Origin of the sequence: Allorhizobium borbori, assembly GCF_014196535.1 — a bacterium.
Classification (GTDB): domain Bacteria; phylum Pseudomonadota; class Alphaproteobacteria; order Rhizobiales; family Rhizobiaceae; genus Ectorhizobium; species Ectorhizobium borbori.
Genome location: NZ_JACIDU010000017.1, coordinates 84,913 through 98,438 on the forward strand (window position 1 = coordinate 84,913; position 13,526 = coordinate 98,438).

The following is a 13,526-nucleotide window of genomic DNA, read 5'->3' on the forward strand; positions in this document are numbered from 1 at the left end:
CTGCCATGTCCCGTCCCGCCTTTTCGCCGACTATTCCGGTCGATGCTCTGACTGAACTCGAGGCCGTGGCCGAACTGGCCGTACTGGCCGAACAGATCGCTCATCACGATGCGCTCTATCACGGTAAGGACGCGCCGGAGATCACCGACGCCGAGTATGATGCGCTGAAGCGCCGCAACGATGCCATCGAGGCGCGTTTCCCGCATCTGGTGCGGGCCGACAGCCCGTCGAAGCGGGTGGGCTTCGAGCCTCTGGCGACGTTTTCGGCGGTTACCCATGCCAAGCCGATGCTTTCGCTCGACAACGTGTTTTCGGATGAGGATGCAGCGGATTTCGTTGGTTCCGTCTATCGTTTCCTCGGCGTGCTGCCCGACAATTCCATCGCCTTTACCGCCGAGCCGAAGATCGACGGGCTTTCCATGTCGATCCGCTACGAGAAGGGCCGCATGGTGACGGCGGCGACGCGTGGCGATGGCACGACGGGCGAGAATGTTACGGCGAACATCCGCACCATCGCCGAGATACCGCAGGTGCTGCCGGCCGATGCGCCGGATGTGGTGGAGGTGCGCGGCGAGGTCTACATGGCCAAGAGTGATTTCCTCGACCTTAACGCCCGCATGGAGGCCGAGGGCAAGCAGACCTATGTGAACCCGCGCAATACCGCATCCGGTTCGCTGCGCCAGCTTGATCCAAAGGTGACGGCGGCGCGCAAGCTGAAATTCTTCGCCTATGCGCTGGGCGATGTCTCCGCGCCGCTCGCCGATACGCAATCAGGTATCGTGCAACGGTTCCGCGACTGGGGCTTTCCGGTCAATCCGCTGATGACGAAGGTGAACTCCGTCGAGGAACTGCTGGCGCATTACCACGCCATCGGCGAGGCGCGCTCCAGCCTCGATTACGATATCGACGGCGTGGTCTACAAGGTCGACCGGCTGGATCTTCAGGAGCGGTTGGGCTTCCGTTCACGCAGTCCGCGCTGGGCCACTGCCCACAAGTTTCCAGCCGAACAGGCTTTTACGACGCTCACCGGCATCGATATTCAGGTCGGCCGCACCGGGGCGCTGACGCCTGTTGCCCGGCTGGAACCGATCACCGTCGGTGGCGTGGTCGTGACCAATGCCACGCTGCATAACGAGGACTATATCAAAGGCATCGGTAATTCCGGCGAACCGATCCGCGAGGGCCGCGATATCCGCATCGGCGATACCGTGATCGTGCAGCGCGCCGGCGATGTCATCCCGCAGATCGTCGATGTGGTGCTGGACAAGCGCCCGCCTCATGCCGTGCCCTATGCCTTCCCGACCAAATGTCCGGTCTGCGGCAGCCATGCGGTACGCGAGACCAACGAGAAGACCGGCAAGATGGATTCGGTCATGCGCTGCACCGGCGGCTTCACCTGCGCGGCGCAGGCTGTGGAGCATCTGAAGCACTTCGTTTCCCGTAATGCCTTCGATATCGAAGGGCTTGGAACCAAGCAGATCGATTTCTTCTTTGGCAGCGAAGACCCGCTGATGCAGATCAAGACCGCGCCGGAGATCTTTACGCTTCAGCGCAGGCAGGAGGCGTCGCCGCTCATCAAGCTGGAAAATATCGACGGTTTCGGCAAAGTCAGCGTGAAGAAGCTTTACGATGCCATCGAGGCACGGCGCGACATTGCCCTCCACAGGCTGATCTTCGGTCTGGGCATTCGCCATGTCGGCGAAACCACCGCCAAGCTTCTGGCGCGTTCCTATGGCACCTATGAGGCCTTTGAGGCGGCGATGAAGGCCGCGGCCGAGCCAGGCAGCGAGGCCTGGGCCGACCTGAACGCCATTGACGGCATTGGCGAGGTTGTTGCCCGCTCCATCGTGGAATTCTACAAGGAGCCGCGCAACCTGACCGTGCTCAAAGCCCTGCTGGACGAGGTGCGCCCCCAGGAAGCCGAAAGGCCGACGACTGAGGGCAGCCCCGTCGCCGGCAAGACGGTGGTGTTCACCGGCTCGCTGGAAAAGATGACCCGTGACGAGGCCAAGGCCCGCGCCGAGGCACTGGGCGCCAAGGTCGCGGGCTCCGTCTCGAAGAAGACGGACATTCTCGTCGCCGGGCCGGGCGCCGGCTCCAAGCTCGACAAGGCCCGCGAACTCGGTATCGCCACCATGGACGAGGACGAATGGCTGGCGCTGATCGGCGGGTGAGGACTGCGTCCGGTGGCATTAACGTCGTGTGTTGATTCTGGCCATGCTCAGAGCGTCGACAAAAGTGCCGTCTCGGAAGGCGAAAGCCTTGTGGCATCCCTCCACCTCGAACCCGAATTTTTGGTAGAGGGCAATCGCTGGCGCATTATCGACGAAGACGGTCAGTTCGAGGCGCAGCAGGTTGAGCCATGCATCCGCCATGGCGACCACTTCGCCCATCAAGGCGCTTCCGATGCCGCGTCCCGTGAAATCGTCATGGACACCCATGCCGATTGACGCGGCGTGGTTGCGCCGCCCGGATGACATGTTCAGGCTGATCTCTCCAACCACCTGATCCGCCAGAATGGCCACGAGATTGACTGTGCCCGGTGTCGTGGCTTCGATGGTTTTGCGGATGGTCTCGGCATTCTCATAGGGAGGACGCAGGGTTCCGGCGCGGTAGCCCGGCAGATTGTGCATGGTTGCGATTGTGGCGGCATCGGCAGGTATGCGGGCGCGTATCGCCAGGCCTTCAGGCCATTGGATGCGCGTATTGACAGGCGGGACTGACATCCAAACTCTCCTCTGTGATTGAGGCAGAGTGTGAACTTCATCCCCTGCCTCTGGTTAAGGGCAGGGTTGAGGTGGGGTATGACCAAGCCTTAACGGCGCAGCACGACCTCCACGCGCCCTGCTCGGCGCGTATGAGGCATGTTGGCAGTGTGGGCGGCGGTTGTGATCATGTGGCAGATTGTTTCCGGAATTCTGAATGCCGTCAAGTTTCAGTCGGTCGACATTGTTTTCCGCGGCTGTCGCGCCCTATATTGCTTCCATGGAGCTTGTTTCGCATTACTGGCCGCATATTCTGGCCGTGCTCTCCTTCTGTGTGGGGGCTTTGGCGGCTGTTCATGCCGCGATGAACAAGGATGAGGTGCGCTCTGCAATCGGCTGGGTGGGCGTCATCATGCTTTCGCCCTTCGTCGGCGCCGCGCTCTATCTGTTTGCCGGGGTGAACCGTATTCGCCGGTCGAATGTCGGCCTGCAATGGACGCGAATGCTGACCGGTCCGCCGGAGCATATCGCCCGTTACGATGTGAACCCGGAAACGATCACCGAATGCTACGGGCGGCGCTTCACGTCGCTGATGGTGCTTGGAAACCGCATCACGCCGCATCAACTCACCACGGGCAACGGCATCGAGATGCTGGAGCGTGGGGATGATGCGTATGACGCGATGTGCGCGGCCATCGATACGGCGCAGCGCAGCATTATTCTGGAAAGCTACATCTTCGACCGTGACCCGGTCGGCAAGCGGCTGGCGGATTGCCTGATTGCCGCCCATCGCCGCGGCGTTGCCGTGCGCGTGCTGGTGGATGCGGTGGGTGCTCGCTACTCGTTTCCCTCCATCCTCAGCCGCTTCCGCAAGGCCGGTGTGCCGGTTAATGTGTTCAACGGCAATGTCATCGTCGGCCTGCGGCTGCCCTACGCCAACCTGCGCACCCACCGCAAGATTCTGGTGATCGACGGTGCGGTGGCCTTTACCGGCGGCATGAACATCCGTGCCGGTTTCTCGCATCGGCTGAACGGCGAGAGGACGCTGCTGGACACGCATTTCCGGGTGCGGGGCCGGGTGGTGGCCGACCTCTTCTTCATCGCCGCCGCCGATTGGCGCTTTGCCAGCGGCGAAACGCTGGATGGCGATGCCTGGCGGATCGTCGATCCCGACGGCACGCCCGGCGGGCCGGTCATCATTCGCGCGGTGCCGTCCGGTCCCGACAGGAGCGTCGAGACCAATGCGCGGCTTCTGATGGGCGCGCTTTCGGTGGCGCGCAGCAATATTCGCATCATGTCGCCTTACTTTCTGCCCGACCGCGAATTGATCAGTGCACTGACCACGGCGGCGCGGCGCGGGGTGGAGGTGGATATCGTTGTTCCCGGCGTGAGCAATCTCGTTCTGGTCGACCGGGCGATGACGGCGCAGTTCGACCAGTTCCTGAAAAACTACTGCCGCATCTGGCGTTCCTCCGGGCCGTTCAACCATTCCAAGCTGATGACCATCGATGGACGCTGGTCCTATACCGGCTCCTCCAACCTCGACGGGCGGTCGCTCCGGCTCAACTTCGAAATCGATCTCGAAGTCTATGATTCTGCCTTTGCCGCCCAGGTGGAGCGCCGGATCGATGCGGCGATTGCCGATGCCCAACCGGTAACGCTGGAGGCGCTGCAGGCCCGGCCTTTCCCGGTGCGGCTTCTCGAACGCATCCTGTGGCTTGGATCGCCTTATTTGTAACGCGAAGCAGGAGTCTTGTCGGGTGAACATTCACAAGGGATCGAAGGCGAAATGAAACGGGAAACATTCCTGACCGGTGATCTGCCGAACAGTCTGCCCAAGCGCATTCTGGCCAGCCTCCGGCATCGCCAGCATCGCCGCCAGATGCCCTTCTCCCCGACGGCGCCGGTCTGCGATCTGACGGTCGCGTCCTACAATGTCCACAAATGCGTGGGTCGCGACCGGCGTTTCGATCCCGTCCGCACAGCGGAGGTCATTCGCGAAATCGGAGCCGATGTGATCGCGCTTCAGGAAGCGGACACCCGCTTTGGCGAGCGTACCGGCCTGCTCGATCTTGACTGGCTGGAGCGGGAAACGGGCCTGACCCGCGTGCCGCTGACGATAGCGAGCCGCGCGCACGGGTTTCACGGCAATACGCTGTTGTTCCGCGAAGGGCTGGTGCGCGACCTGCATCCGGTGAAGTTGCCGGGGCTTGAACCGCGCGGGGCGCTGATTACCGAACTGGAGCTGAAGAACGGGCAGGCGCTGCGCATTGTTGCCGCCCATTTCGGTTTGCTGCGTCATTCGCGCCGCCAGCAGGCCGGTCGCATTCTCGATATCCTGCGTGCGGGCGAGGATTGTCCGACGCTGCTGGTTGGTGATCTCAACGAATGGCGGCTGGGCAAGGGCTCTGCGCTCAAGGCGCTGGCGCCGGTATTCGATTCGACGGTTGCGGTGCCAAGTTTCCCCGCCGGCCTTCCGGTTCTGGCGCTTGACCGCATCATGGCAAATCGGCCCGGTCTCATTCGGCAGATCGAGGTGCATGACAGTCCGCTGGCGCGGATGGCCTCCGACCACCTGCCGATCAAGGCTTTTCTCCATTTTTCGTGAGCCCGGTGGCTGGCGTTTCTTGTAAACTTCCGGGGCCATCATATCTTTGTGAGGGCGGCGCGTTTGTCGCGTTCACAAAGGAGATGGCCATGACCTCGTTTCTTCGTTCGCTGCTTGCCGCCGGTCTGGTGCTGGCAGGCGCATCCCTTCCGGCACGCGCCGAGGTGGTGGGCAAGGTCGGTGTCGACTGGACCGGCAACGATATCGTCGTCGAGGCCTTTCACGATCCGAAGATCGAGGGCGTGACCTGCCATGTCAGTTATTTCGACCGCGGCATTATCGACCGGCTGAAAAACGGTAACTGGTTCGAGGACCCGTCCAACAACTCCATCGCCTGCCGCCAGACTGGGCCGGTGACGATTGGCGATATCGATCTATCCAAGGATGGTGAGGAGGTGTTCCGCGAGGGCATGTCGCTCGTGTGGAAGAAGCTGGTCATCAACCGCATCTATGACCGTGCCAACGACACGCTGATCTATCTCGTCCATACCCGCGAGTTGACCGACGGTTCGGCCAAGATGGCGATTTCGACGGTGCCGCTGTTCGGGCAGTCCGTGAACTGGAAGAACGGCAAGCCGTAACAGGGCGAGCGCTGCCGCGACCTCTGAAAACGTCGAGGCCGCGAAGACCGAGTCAACGGTTTTCGCGGCCAGGGCGGTGGATTCGGTATCCGCTTCGCTTGAGAGTCTGTGAGACTCTCAAGGTAACTCGTTTTCGTCTGTCTTTTCGGGAAAATCGGCTCCCGCTTTTTCCTGACAAACGTCAGGCGGCGGCCACAAGCTCGTCGGCGATCACCGTGTCGAGGTTGAGGAAGCAGATCATGTTCTTTTCGAGTGCCACGATGCCGCGGCAGAAATCGCGCTGGGCGCTCGGGATGATTTCCGGGGCGGGCTGAAGGTCTTCGCTGCGGATCGTCATCATGTCGGAAACCTGTTCGACCAGAAGGCCGACCAGCTTGCCGGCGATGTCGGTAACGATGATGGCCGCGCGTTCGGAGGGTTCGGTGGACTTCATGCCAAGGCGGCAGGCCATGTCGATGACCGGGATCACGGCGCCGCGCAGGTTGATGAGGCCGAGAACGTAAGGTGGCGTGTGGGGCATCGGCGTGACCGGAGCCCAGCCGCGAATTTCCCGGATCGCCATGATGTCGATGCAGAATTCCTGATCGCCAAGATGGAAGGACACGATTTCGAGATAGGCACCCGACTGTTTGATCGTGTTGCTCATGATACGAGAGTCTCCCGCCGTCCTGTACGGCAAAGCGCATTCTTCCTGGATGCGGCGGGCCGGAATGTTCCGGTTGACGTCATGTCGAAGGCTGTCCGTTATCGCTCACCGTTGCAGGAGGAATTGGAAAGTCCGCAGTGTTCATGTTGCCAGCGAGACTTTAATCTTCGGTAAAGATTTTGTCGAGGAAGCCGCCAATCTCTCGCAACAGAAAGACATACGGAATTTCCTATGCTAGGATTATCTCATGACGACGATCACCGAACAGACATTCTGGTTTCGACCGCTGGCCATTGTGGCGGGCAGCGCCGTGGCGATGGCGCTTGCCGCCCTCGTTTTTGCCGCCTGGATGCGATACGGGCCGGAAATCTTCCTCGTTCTTTCCGATAACGGTATCAGCTGGTGCCTGTGACCCTTGCGTCACGAAGGCGAGGGCAGGCGCTGGAACGCGGCTGTGATTTGCCTTTGTCGCGCCGGAGCGCTACTGCGCTTGCAGACAGAGACACATGGACACTCCAATGAAGACGTTTCGCATCGGCATTATTGCCGCCATCGTGGTGCTTGCTGGTGCTCTCGGCTGGCTGGCGCTGGAGCTCAACCGTTCCCATCGCGAAATCAGCGAACAGCCCTTCGGCGTGTCCTTCAATTTGACGGGGCAGGACGGGCAGCCGGTGACCGAGCAGAAGCTGCGCGGCAAACCGACCCTGCTGTTCTTCGGCTTTACCCATTGTCCGGAAATTTGCCCGACCACGCTGTTTGAAATGGAAGGCTGGCTGAAGGATGTCGATCCCGCCGGCGACAAGGTTCATGCCTTTTTCGTAACCGTCGATCCCGAGCGCGATACGCCCGCCGTGCTGGGCGACTACGTGTCTTCGGTGTCCGATCGGGTGTATGGCATCGCCGGTGACCCGGCGGAGGTGGCGCGTGTGCTGAAGGGTTACCGCGTCTATGCCCGCAAGGTGCCGGTGGATGGCGGCGAATACACCATGGATCACACGGCAGCGGTCTATCTGCTCGACAGTCAGGGCCGGTTCCGTGGAACGATTTCCTATGGCGAGCAGACCGACAGCGCCATCGCCAAGATCAAGGACCTGATCGCCAAGGACTGACGCTTGCGGCAGGCGGCGCTTTGTGGCAATCCACGCGGCAAAAGCCCTTGACGCGCGGCCCCTTGCGGGCGCGCCTCTCGTCTCTCATGCTTTAACGAGAAAGACCGGTCCCGTGAGTGAAATCCGCTTGTATGTGCGCGCCACCGAACGCCAGGCCGAGGACATCCTCGATCTTCTGACCATTGCCTTCGGTGAAGAGGATATCGCGCTGGCGACGCAGGAAATCGATGAACGGAACGATATCTGGGAAGCTTCCGTCTATCTGATGGCGGAGGACGAGGACGAGGTTCGTGCCCGCTTCGTCGAGGCGATTGCCGAAGCTTATCCCGATTTTCCCGTTGAAAAGGAAATCATTCCCGATGCCGATTGGATCGCCATGTCGCTGGAAGGGCTCAAGCCCGTGCGGGCAGGGCGCTTCATCGTGCATGGCAGTCATGACCGCGACAAGGTGCGGGCCAACGATCTGGCCATCGAGATCGATGCGGGACAGGCCTTCGGCACCGGGCATCACGGCACGACCGCCGGCTGCCTGGAGGTCATCGAGAACGTCCTCAAGGCGCGCAGCATCGGCAATGCGCTTGATCTCGGCACCGGCTCCGGTGTGCTGGCCATTGCCGTGCGCAAGCTGCGCAACGTGCCGGTTCTGGCCACGGATATCGATCCCGTCGCCACGAAGGTCGCCCGCGAGAATGCGCGCCTCAACGGCATCGTCGGCGGCATCGCTTTCGAGACGGCACCGGGCTTCCATTCCTCCGCCTTCCGCAAATACGGACCGTTCGACCTCATCATCGCCAATATTCTGGCGCGGCCGCTCATCAAGATGGCGCCGGAACTGGTCAACCATCTCGCGCCGCATGGTACGGTCATTCTCTCCGGCATTCTTGCGGCCCAGCGCTGGAAGGTGCTGTCGGCCTATAACGGCGCGGGGCTCGCGCATGTGCGCACCATCTGGCGCAATGGCTGGGTGACGATCCATCTGGAGCGGCAGGGTTGATCACAAACCCGGCAGCGGGTTCCTATCACAGCGACTTCGTATAACATCCGGCCCCATGGATTCGTTTCGCATTCAGAAAGGCCCGCCATGTTCCAGTCGTTCGATAATGCCTCCGAGCCGCAATTCGGCAAGGAGAGGGTGGCTGCGCTTCGCGCCCGTTTCCCCGATCTCGGCATTGACGGCTTTCTCGTACCGCGCGCCGATGACTATCAGGGCGAATATGTGCCGGCCTCGGCCGAACGTCTGTCCTGGCTGACGGGGTTTACCGGCTCAGCCGGCGTGGTTCTGGTGACGGCGCGGCAGGCCGTTGTCTTCGTCGATGGCCGCTACACGACACAGCTTGTGCAGCAGGTCGATCCGGAGGTTTTCACGGGCGGCGATCTCGTCGGCGCGCCGCCGCCGGTGTGGATCGAGGAACATGCCGGCAAGGGCTTCCGCCTCGGTATCGATCCCTGGCTTCACACGGGCGCGGAGGTCAAGCGACTGGAAAAGGCACTCGCCAGCGTCAGTGGCACGCTCGTCTTCCTTGAAACGAATCCGCTCGATGACATCTGGGTGGATCGTCCCGGCGCTCCGCTCGGTGCCGTCGCCATCCAGCCGGAAAATCTCTCCGGTCTTTCGGCCCACGAGAAGATCCTCGACATCGCTACCGGTCTGCGCAAGGCGGATGCGGATGCGGCGCTGATCGCCGATCCGTCCTCAGTGGCATGGATCTTCAACATCCGCGGCGATGATGTGCCGCACACGCCGCATCCGCTTTCGCGCGCCATCATCAAGGCGGATGGCAGTGCGGCGATCTTCCTCGACCGGCGCAAAACGGGCGTGGAGCAGGAGGCTTATCTGACACAGATGGCCGAGCAGGTGGCACCCGAAGACCTGCCGGATTATCTGGCCGGGATTTCCGCCGGTGGCGCGAAGATCATGCTGGACCCGGATATCGCCTCGTTTGCGCTGGCGGAGATCGTGCGTGCAGCCGGCGGGACCGTCGTCGAGGCAACGGACCCGGCCAAACTGCCGCGCGCCTGCAAGAACACGATCGAAATCAACGGCTCTGCCGCCGCGCATCTCCAGGACGGAGCGGCGATGGTGGAATTCCTCGCCTGGCTCGACGCCCAGCCGCTGGGTTCCGTGACCGAGATCAAGGCGGTGACGGCGCTGGAGGAAGCGCGCCGGCGCATGGGCGAGGCGATGCAGAACCCGCTGAAGGACGTGTCCTTCGACACGATTTCCGGTGCCGGTCCGAATGCCGCGATCATCCATTATCGCGTGACCCACGAGACCGACCGCGTGCTTGAAGCCGGCGAGATGTTTCTGCTCGATTCCGGCGGGCAATATGTGAACGGTACGACCGACATCACCCGCACGGTGGCTATCGGCGGCGAAGTGCCGGTGGAGCAGCGGCGTTTCTTCACGTTGGTGCTGAAGGGCATGATCACCATTTCCATGGCGCGGTTCCCGAAGAACACCCGCGGCGTCGATCTCGATCCCCTGGCGCGTGTGGCGCTGTGGCGGGCGGGTGTCGATTATGGCCACGGCACCGGCCACGGTGTCGGTTCCTATCTCTCAGTCCATGAGGGACCGCAGCGTATTTCGCGCGCCGCCATGCAGGTTCTCTTGCCCGGCATGATCCTTTCCAACGAGCCCGGCTACTATCGTCCCGGCGAGTTCGGTATCCGCATCGAAAACCTCATCTATGTGCGCGAGCCGGAAGAGGTGGAGGGCGGCGACATGCCGATGCTGAGCTTCGAGACACTGACCTGGTGCCCGATCGATACGCGGCTGGTGCTGACCTCGCTGCTCTCCAGCGAGGAACTCCTGTGGCTGAACGATTACCACACCCGTACCCGCGAAATGCTGATGCCGCTGATCCGCACCGAGGAGGCGAAGACGTGGCTGTTGCGGGCAACCGAACCGCTGGAACGGGTGAACCTTGGATAAGATCGAGTTTTCGAAGACCGAGCGCGCTGCCCTTGCGGATGCCATCAGGCGTTATTTCACCGATGAACTGGATCAGGACATCGGCGGGCTTCAGGCCGAGCTGTTTCTCGATTTCATCGGTGAGGCCATAGGCCCCGTTTTCTACAATCGCGGCCTCCTCGATGCCGAGGCCGCGATGATGAAGAAGATGGACGACCTTTCCGATGCGGTCCGCATGCTGGAACGGCCGCTGCCGGTCAAACGCTGAACTCAGTCCTTGCGTGCGCGTGGCTGGAACGTGTATTCCGGGCCGGGGAAGGTGCGAGCCTTCACCTCGGCCGCATAGGCCTGCGCCGCTTCGGAAATGAGCGGTGCGAGTTCGGCGAAGTGCTTGACAAAGCGCGGCTTGAATTCATTGAACAGGCCGAGCATGTCGTCGGAAACGAGCACCTGTCCATCACAGGCGGGTGAGGCGCCGATGCCGATGGTGGGGGCCGACAGCTTCGAGGATATTTCGCGGGCAAGCGGCTCGACCGTGCCTTCGATGACGATGGCAAAGGCGCCGGCTTCATCGATGGCCAAGGCATCGCGGTGGATCTTTTCCGCTTCCTTTTCGGTGTGGCCCTGCGAGCGGTAGCCGGTGGCGTTGACCTGCTGGGGCATGAGGCCGACATGACCGCAGACCGGCACGCCGCGACTGGTCAGGAAGGCGATGGTCTCGGCCATTTCCGCGCCGCCTTCAAGCTTCACGGCATCGCAGCCGGTTTCCTTGAGAAGACGCGCGGCATTGCGGAAGGCCTGCTCCTTCGATTCCTGATAGGAGCCGAAAGGCATGTCCACCACCACGCAGGCCTGTGACGCACCGCGCATGACGGCCTGCCCGTGGGCGATCATTATTTCCATGGTCACGCCGACGGTGCTTTCCAGCCCGTAGAGCACCATGCCGAGCGAATCGCCGACCAGCAGCAGATCGCAGTGGGGATCGAGCAGACGCGCCATGGGGGCCGTATAGGCGGTCAGCGAAACGATAGGGCGGTTGCCCTTCAAGGCGGTAATGGCGGCGGGGCTCATCCGCTTCGGGCGGGTGGAGGTGCTCATCTCAGCCGTTCCTTCCGATGACGCGGTTATCGAGAAGCTTTGTCTTGCCGATGCGGATGAAGAGCAGCACCAGAACCGGGCGGCCGGCAATCTCCGCCAAAGGGGCCAGCGTGTCGGGATCGCGCACGGCGATCACTTCCGGCACGGCGCGCGGCTCTGCCTCCACGAAACGGGTCAGTGCGGCTTCCAGTTCGGCGGCGGTGGCGATGCCGCCTTTGTGAAGGCGCTCCGCTTCGGCAAGAGTGTTCGGCACGATGACGGCGGCGGCGCGCTCTTCCGCCGAAAGGTAGACATTGCGCGATGAGCAGGCGAGGCCGTCGTCCTCCCGCACCGTGGGCACCGGAACGACGCGGACCGGCTGGGCCAGATCCTCCACCATGCGGCGGATGACGGCGACCTGCTGGTAGTCCTTCTCACCGAAATAGGCGGCGTCGGGACCGACGATGTTGAAGAGCTTGGTGACGACGGTGGCGACGCCGGCGAAATGGCCGGGCCGTACTGACCCTTCCAACTCCGAACCGAGGGTGGGCACATCCACCATGGTTTCCATCGGGCGCGGATACATATCCGCAACCTCGGGGGCGAACAGGAAGTCGACGCCAGCTTCTTCCAGAAGCTTGCTGTCGCGGGCGAGATCGCGCGGATAGGCGGCCAGATCCTCGTTCGCGCCGAATTGCAGCGGATTGACGAAGATCGACACCACGGAAATCTCGTTCTCGGCGCGGGCGCGTGCCACGAGTTCCAGATGGCCCTTGTGCAGATAACCCATGGTGGGCACGAAGCCGATGCGTTTGCCGCCAGCGCGGGCGGTGGCAAGGCCTGCCCGCAAGTCTGCGATGGTCTTCACCGTTTGCATTCGTGTTCCTCCCGATGCAAAGGCGGAGCATGGACGCCCGCCGGGTCTCCTCCAGAGTGTGGCGGACCTAACCCGGGCGGGGCTGAAATGCAATCATGCGAAGGAACGATGCGTCAGATGAGATCGGCGGATGTGACGATTTCCACGCCCGCAGCCTTCATTTCGGCGATAGCGGCTTCAACGCCCGCGGGGTCGATGCCGCGGCTCGCATCTTCGATGAAGCGCACCTTGACGCCAGGTAGAAGGTCGACGGCATCGAGCGCCGAGAACTTCACGCAATAATCCGTGGCGAGCCCGCAGAGATCGAGTTCGTTCACGCCCTTGCTGCGCAGGTAGGTGGAAAGGCCGGTGGAGGCGGTGCGGTCGTTATCGCGGAAGGCCGAGTAGCTGTCGATCTCCGGGTTCTCGCCCTTGTGCTGCACATAGGCGAACTTGCCGGTGTTGAGATCGGGATGGAATTCCGCGTCTTTCGTGTCCTGCACGCAATGGTCCGGCCACATCATCTGTGGCTTTCCGGAAAGTTCTCCCATTTCAAAGGGTTGCTTGCCGGGATGCTGGGAGGCGAAGCTACCGTGATTGCGCGGATGCCAGTCCTGCGAGGCGATGATGAGGTCGTAGCGACCGCTCGCCATCAGACGGTTGGCGACCGGCACGACCGAATCGCCGTCCGGTACCGGAAGATTGCCGCCGGGGCAGAAACCGTTCTGAATGTCGATGATGAGCAACGCCTTCATGATGTCTCCTTCCAATGATCCAAAGAACACCATGCCAAGCCGTGGAGGGTGGGGCAAGGGCCTGCCCCTGCGGTCAATTGCCCCTTTCCGGTCTCATTGCGGTTAAACTTCCGTCGCCTTGCTTGGTTAAGGCCCACTTCACATTCTTCGTGATTGTGGGGGAGCGTAAACGGATTGGTTACCATAATTGGTCATGCTTGCTTTCATCGAGCGGAAGGGCAGCCCCGTATGTGGGGGCCTGTTCTTGATCCTGCTCAAGTGCCTGACTGTCCGGTAGG

14 protein-coding genes are annotated in these 13,526 nt (G+C 62.0%); 9 read left to right on the forward strand and 5 right to left on the reverse strand.

Features of this window, described 5'->3' with window-relative positions:
- Window positions 1-5 precede the first annotated feature (5 nt).
- Entirely contained in the window at window positions 6-2,174 is a 2,169-nt protein-coding gene (ligA, locus tag GGQ66_RS18405) for an NAD-dependent DNA ligase LigA (protein ID WP_183794332.1), read from the forward strand.
- Between the two features lie 18 nt (window positions 2,175-2,192).
- Here the strand turns inward: ligA and GGQ66_RS18410 are convergent, their stop codons facing one another.
- Complete coding sequence (locus GGQ66_RS18410; RefSeq protein ID WP_183794345.1) at window positions 2,193-2,726, reverse strand: GNAT family N-acetyltransferase; 534 nt, start codon at window positions 2,724-2,726, stop codon at window positions 2,193-2,195.
- Window positions 2,727-2,985: 259 nt separating this feature from the next.
- Between GGQ66_RS18410 and GGQ66_RS18415 the strand changes: the two genes are divergently transcribed.
- From GGQ66_RS18415 to GGQ66_RS18425, 3 genes are all read left to right on the forward strand, one after another.
- A complete protein-coding gene (locus tag GGQ66_RS18415) occupies window positions 2,986-4,443 on the forward strand; it encodes a phospholipase D-like domain-containing protein (protein ID WP_237358986.1) in 1,458 nt (485 codons plus the stop codon).
- A gap of 51 nt (window positions 4,444-4,494) precedes the next feature.
- Entirely contained in the window at window positions 4,495-5,313 is an 819-nt protein-coding gene (locus GGQ66_RS18420) for an endonuclease/exonuclease/phosphatase family protein (RefSeq protein WP_183794357.1), read from the forward strand.
- Window positions 5,314-5,402: 89 nt separating this feature from the next.
- Window positions 5,403-5,894: a CreA family protein gene (locus GGQ66_RS18425; protein ID WP_183794359.1), complete on the forward strand. Its 492-nt coding sequence runs from the start codon at window positions 5,403-5,405 to the stop codon at window positions 5,892-5,894.
- Between the two features lie 181 nt (window positions 5,895-6,075).
- On the opposite strand, the gene GGQ66_RS18430 is transcribed toward GGQ66_RS18425, so the two are convergent.
- Window positions 6,076-6,540, reverse strand: a complete 465-nt coding sequence (locus GGQ66_RS18430; RefSeq protein ID WP_183794360.1) for a chemotaxis protein CheW — start codon at window positions 6,538-6,540, stop codon at window positions 6,076-6,078.
- Between the two features lie 247 nt (window positions 6,541-6,787).
- Here GGQ66_RS18430 and GGQ66_RS18435 point away from each other — a divergent pair, with 247 nt between their 5' ends.
- The 5 genes from GGQ66_RS18435 (at window position 6,788) to GGQ66_RS18455 (ending at window position 10,828) form a co-directional block, all read left to right on the forward strand.
- Window positions 6,788-6,952 (forward strand): hypothetical protein, encoded by a 165-nt coding sequence (locus tag GGQ66_RS18435; RefSeq protein ID WP_183794362.1) that lies wholly within the window; start codon window positions 6,788-6,790, stop codon window positions 6,950-6,952.
- 106 nt (window positions 6,953-7,058) lie between these two features.
- Complete coding sequence (locus GGQ66_RS18440; RefSeq protein WP_183794364.1) at window positions 7,059-7,649, forward strand: SCO family protein; 591 nt, start codon at window positions 7,059-7,061, stop codon at window positions 7,647-7,649.
- A gap of 112 nt (window positions 7,650-7,761) precedes the next feature.
- On the forward strand, window positions 7,762-8,643 hold the full coding sequence (locus GGQ66_RS18445) for a 50S ribosomal protein L11 methyltransferase (RefSeq protein WP_183794366.1): 882 nt from the start codon (window positions 7,762-7,764) through the stop codon (window positions 8,641-8,643).
- A gap of 87 nt (window positions 8,644-8,730) precedes the next feature.
- Entirely contained in the window at window positions 8,731-10,581 is a 1,851-nt protein-coding gene (locus GGQ66_RS18450) for an aminopeptidase P family protein (RefSeq protein ID WP_183794368.1), read from the forward strand.
- The gene (locus GGQ66_RS18455) at window positions 10,574-10,828 is read left to right on the forward strand and encodes a DUF2164 domain-containing protein (RefSeq protein ID WP_183794370.1); all 255 of its coding nucleotides are present in this window, start codon (window positions 10,574-10,576) and stop codon (window positions 10,826-10,828) included. The genes GGQ66_RS18450 and GGQ66_RS18455 overlap by 8 nt, the downstream gene beginning before the upstream one ends.
- A gap of 2 nt (window positions 10,829-10,830) precedes the next feature.
- Here GGQ66_RS18455 and panB read toward each other — a convergent pair whose 3' ends face one another.
- From panB to pncA, 3 genes are all read right to left on the reverse strand, one after another.
- Window positions 10,831-11,658 carry a 3-methyl-2-oxobutanoate hydroxymethyltransferase gene (panB, locus tag GGQ66_RS18460; protein WP_183794372.1) on the reverse strand — a complete coding sequence of 276 codons (828 nt, stop codon included), beginning with the start codon at window positions 11,656-11,658 and terminating at the stop codon, window positions 10,831-10,833.
- Window position 11,659: 1 nt separating this feature from the next.
- Window positions 11,660-12,514, reverse strand: coding sequence for a pantoate--beta-alanine ligase (gene panC / locus GGQ66_RS18465; RefSeq protein ID WP_183794374.1), 855 nt, complete (start codon window positions 12,512-12,514; stop codon window positions 11,660-11,662).
- A 113-nt stretch (window positions 12,515-12,627) separates the two neighbouring features.
- On the reverse strand, window positions 12,628-13,248 hold the full coding sequence (gene pncA / locus GGQ66_RS18470) for a bifunctional nicotinamidase/pyrazinamidase (RefSeq protein WP_183794376.1): 621 nt from the start codon (window positions 13,246-13,248) through the stop codon (window positions 12,628-12,630).
- Window positions 13,249-13,526: the final 278 nt, after the last annotated feature.

What these genes read in the sequence shown, in the direction of transcription:
- ligA (WP_183794332.1), top strand. Translation starts at nt 6, where the DNA reads ATGTCCCGTCCCGCCTTTTCGCCGACTATTCCGGTCGATGCTCTGACT.
- GGQ66_RS18410 (WP_183794345.1), bottom strand. Translation starts at nt 2,726, where the DNA reads ATGTCAGTCCCGCCTGTCAATACGCGCATCCAATGGCCTGAAGGCCTG.
- GGQ66_RS18415 (WP_237358986.1), top strand. Translation starts at nt 2,986, where the DNA reads ATGGAGCTTGTTTCGCATTACTGGCCGCATATTCTGGCCGTGCTCTCC.
- GGQ66_RS18420 (WP_183794357.1), top strand. Translation starts at nt 4,495, where the DNA reads ATGAAACGGGAAACATTCCTGACCGGTGATCTGCCGAACAGTCTGCCC.
- GGQ66_RS18425 (WP_183794359.1), top strand. Translation starts at nt 5,403, where the DNA reads ATGACCTCGTTTCTTCGTTCGCTGCTTGCCGCCGGTCTGGTGCTGGCA.
- GGQ66_RS18430 (WP_183794360.1), bottom strand. Translation starts at nt 6,540, where the DNA reads ATGAGCAACACGATCAAACAGTCGGGTGCCTATCTCGAAATCGTGTCC.
- GGQ66_RS18435 (WP_183794362.1), top strand. Translation starts at nt 6,788, where the DNA reads ATGACGACGATCACCGAACAGACATTCTGGTTTCGACCGCTGGCCATT.
- GGQ66_RS18440 (WP_183794364.1), top strand. Translation starts at nt 7,059, where the DNA reads ATGAAGACGTTTCGCATCGGCATTATTGCCGCCATCGTGGTGCTTGCT.
- GGQ66_RS18450 (WP_183794368.1), top strand. Translation starts at nt 8,731, where the DNA reads ATGTTCCAGTCGTTCGATAATGCCTCCGAGCCGCAATTCGGCAAGGAG.
- panB (WP_183794372.1), bottom strand. Translation starts at nt 11,658, where the DNA reads ATGAGCACCTCCACCCGCCCGAAGCGGATGAGCCCCGCCGCCATTACC.
- panC (WP_183794374.1), bottom strand. Translation starts at nt 12,514, where the DNA reads ATGCAAACGGTGAAGACCATCGCAGACTTGCGGGCAGGCCTTGCCACC.
- pncA (WP_183794376.1), bottom strand. Translation starts at nt 13,248, where the DNA reads ATGAAGGCGTTGCTCATCATCGACATTCAGAACGGTTTCTGCCCCGGC.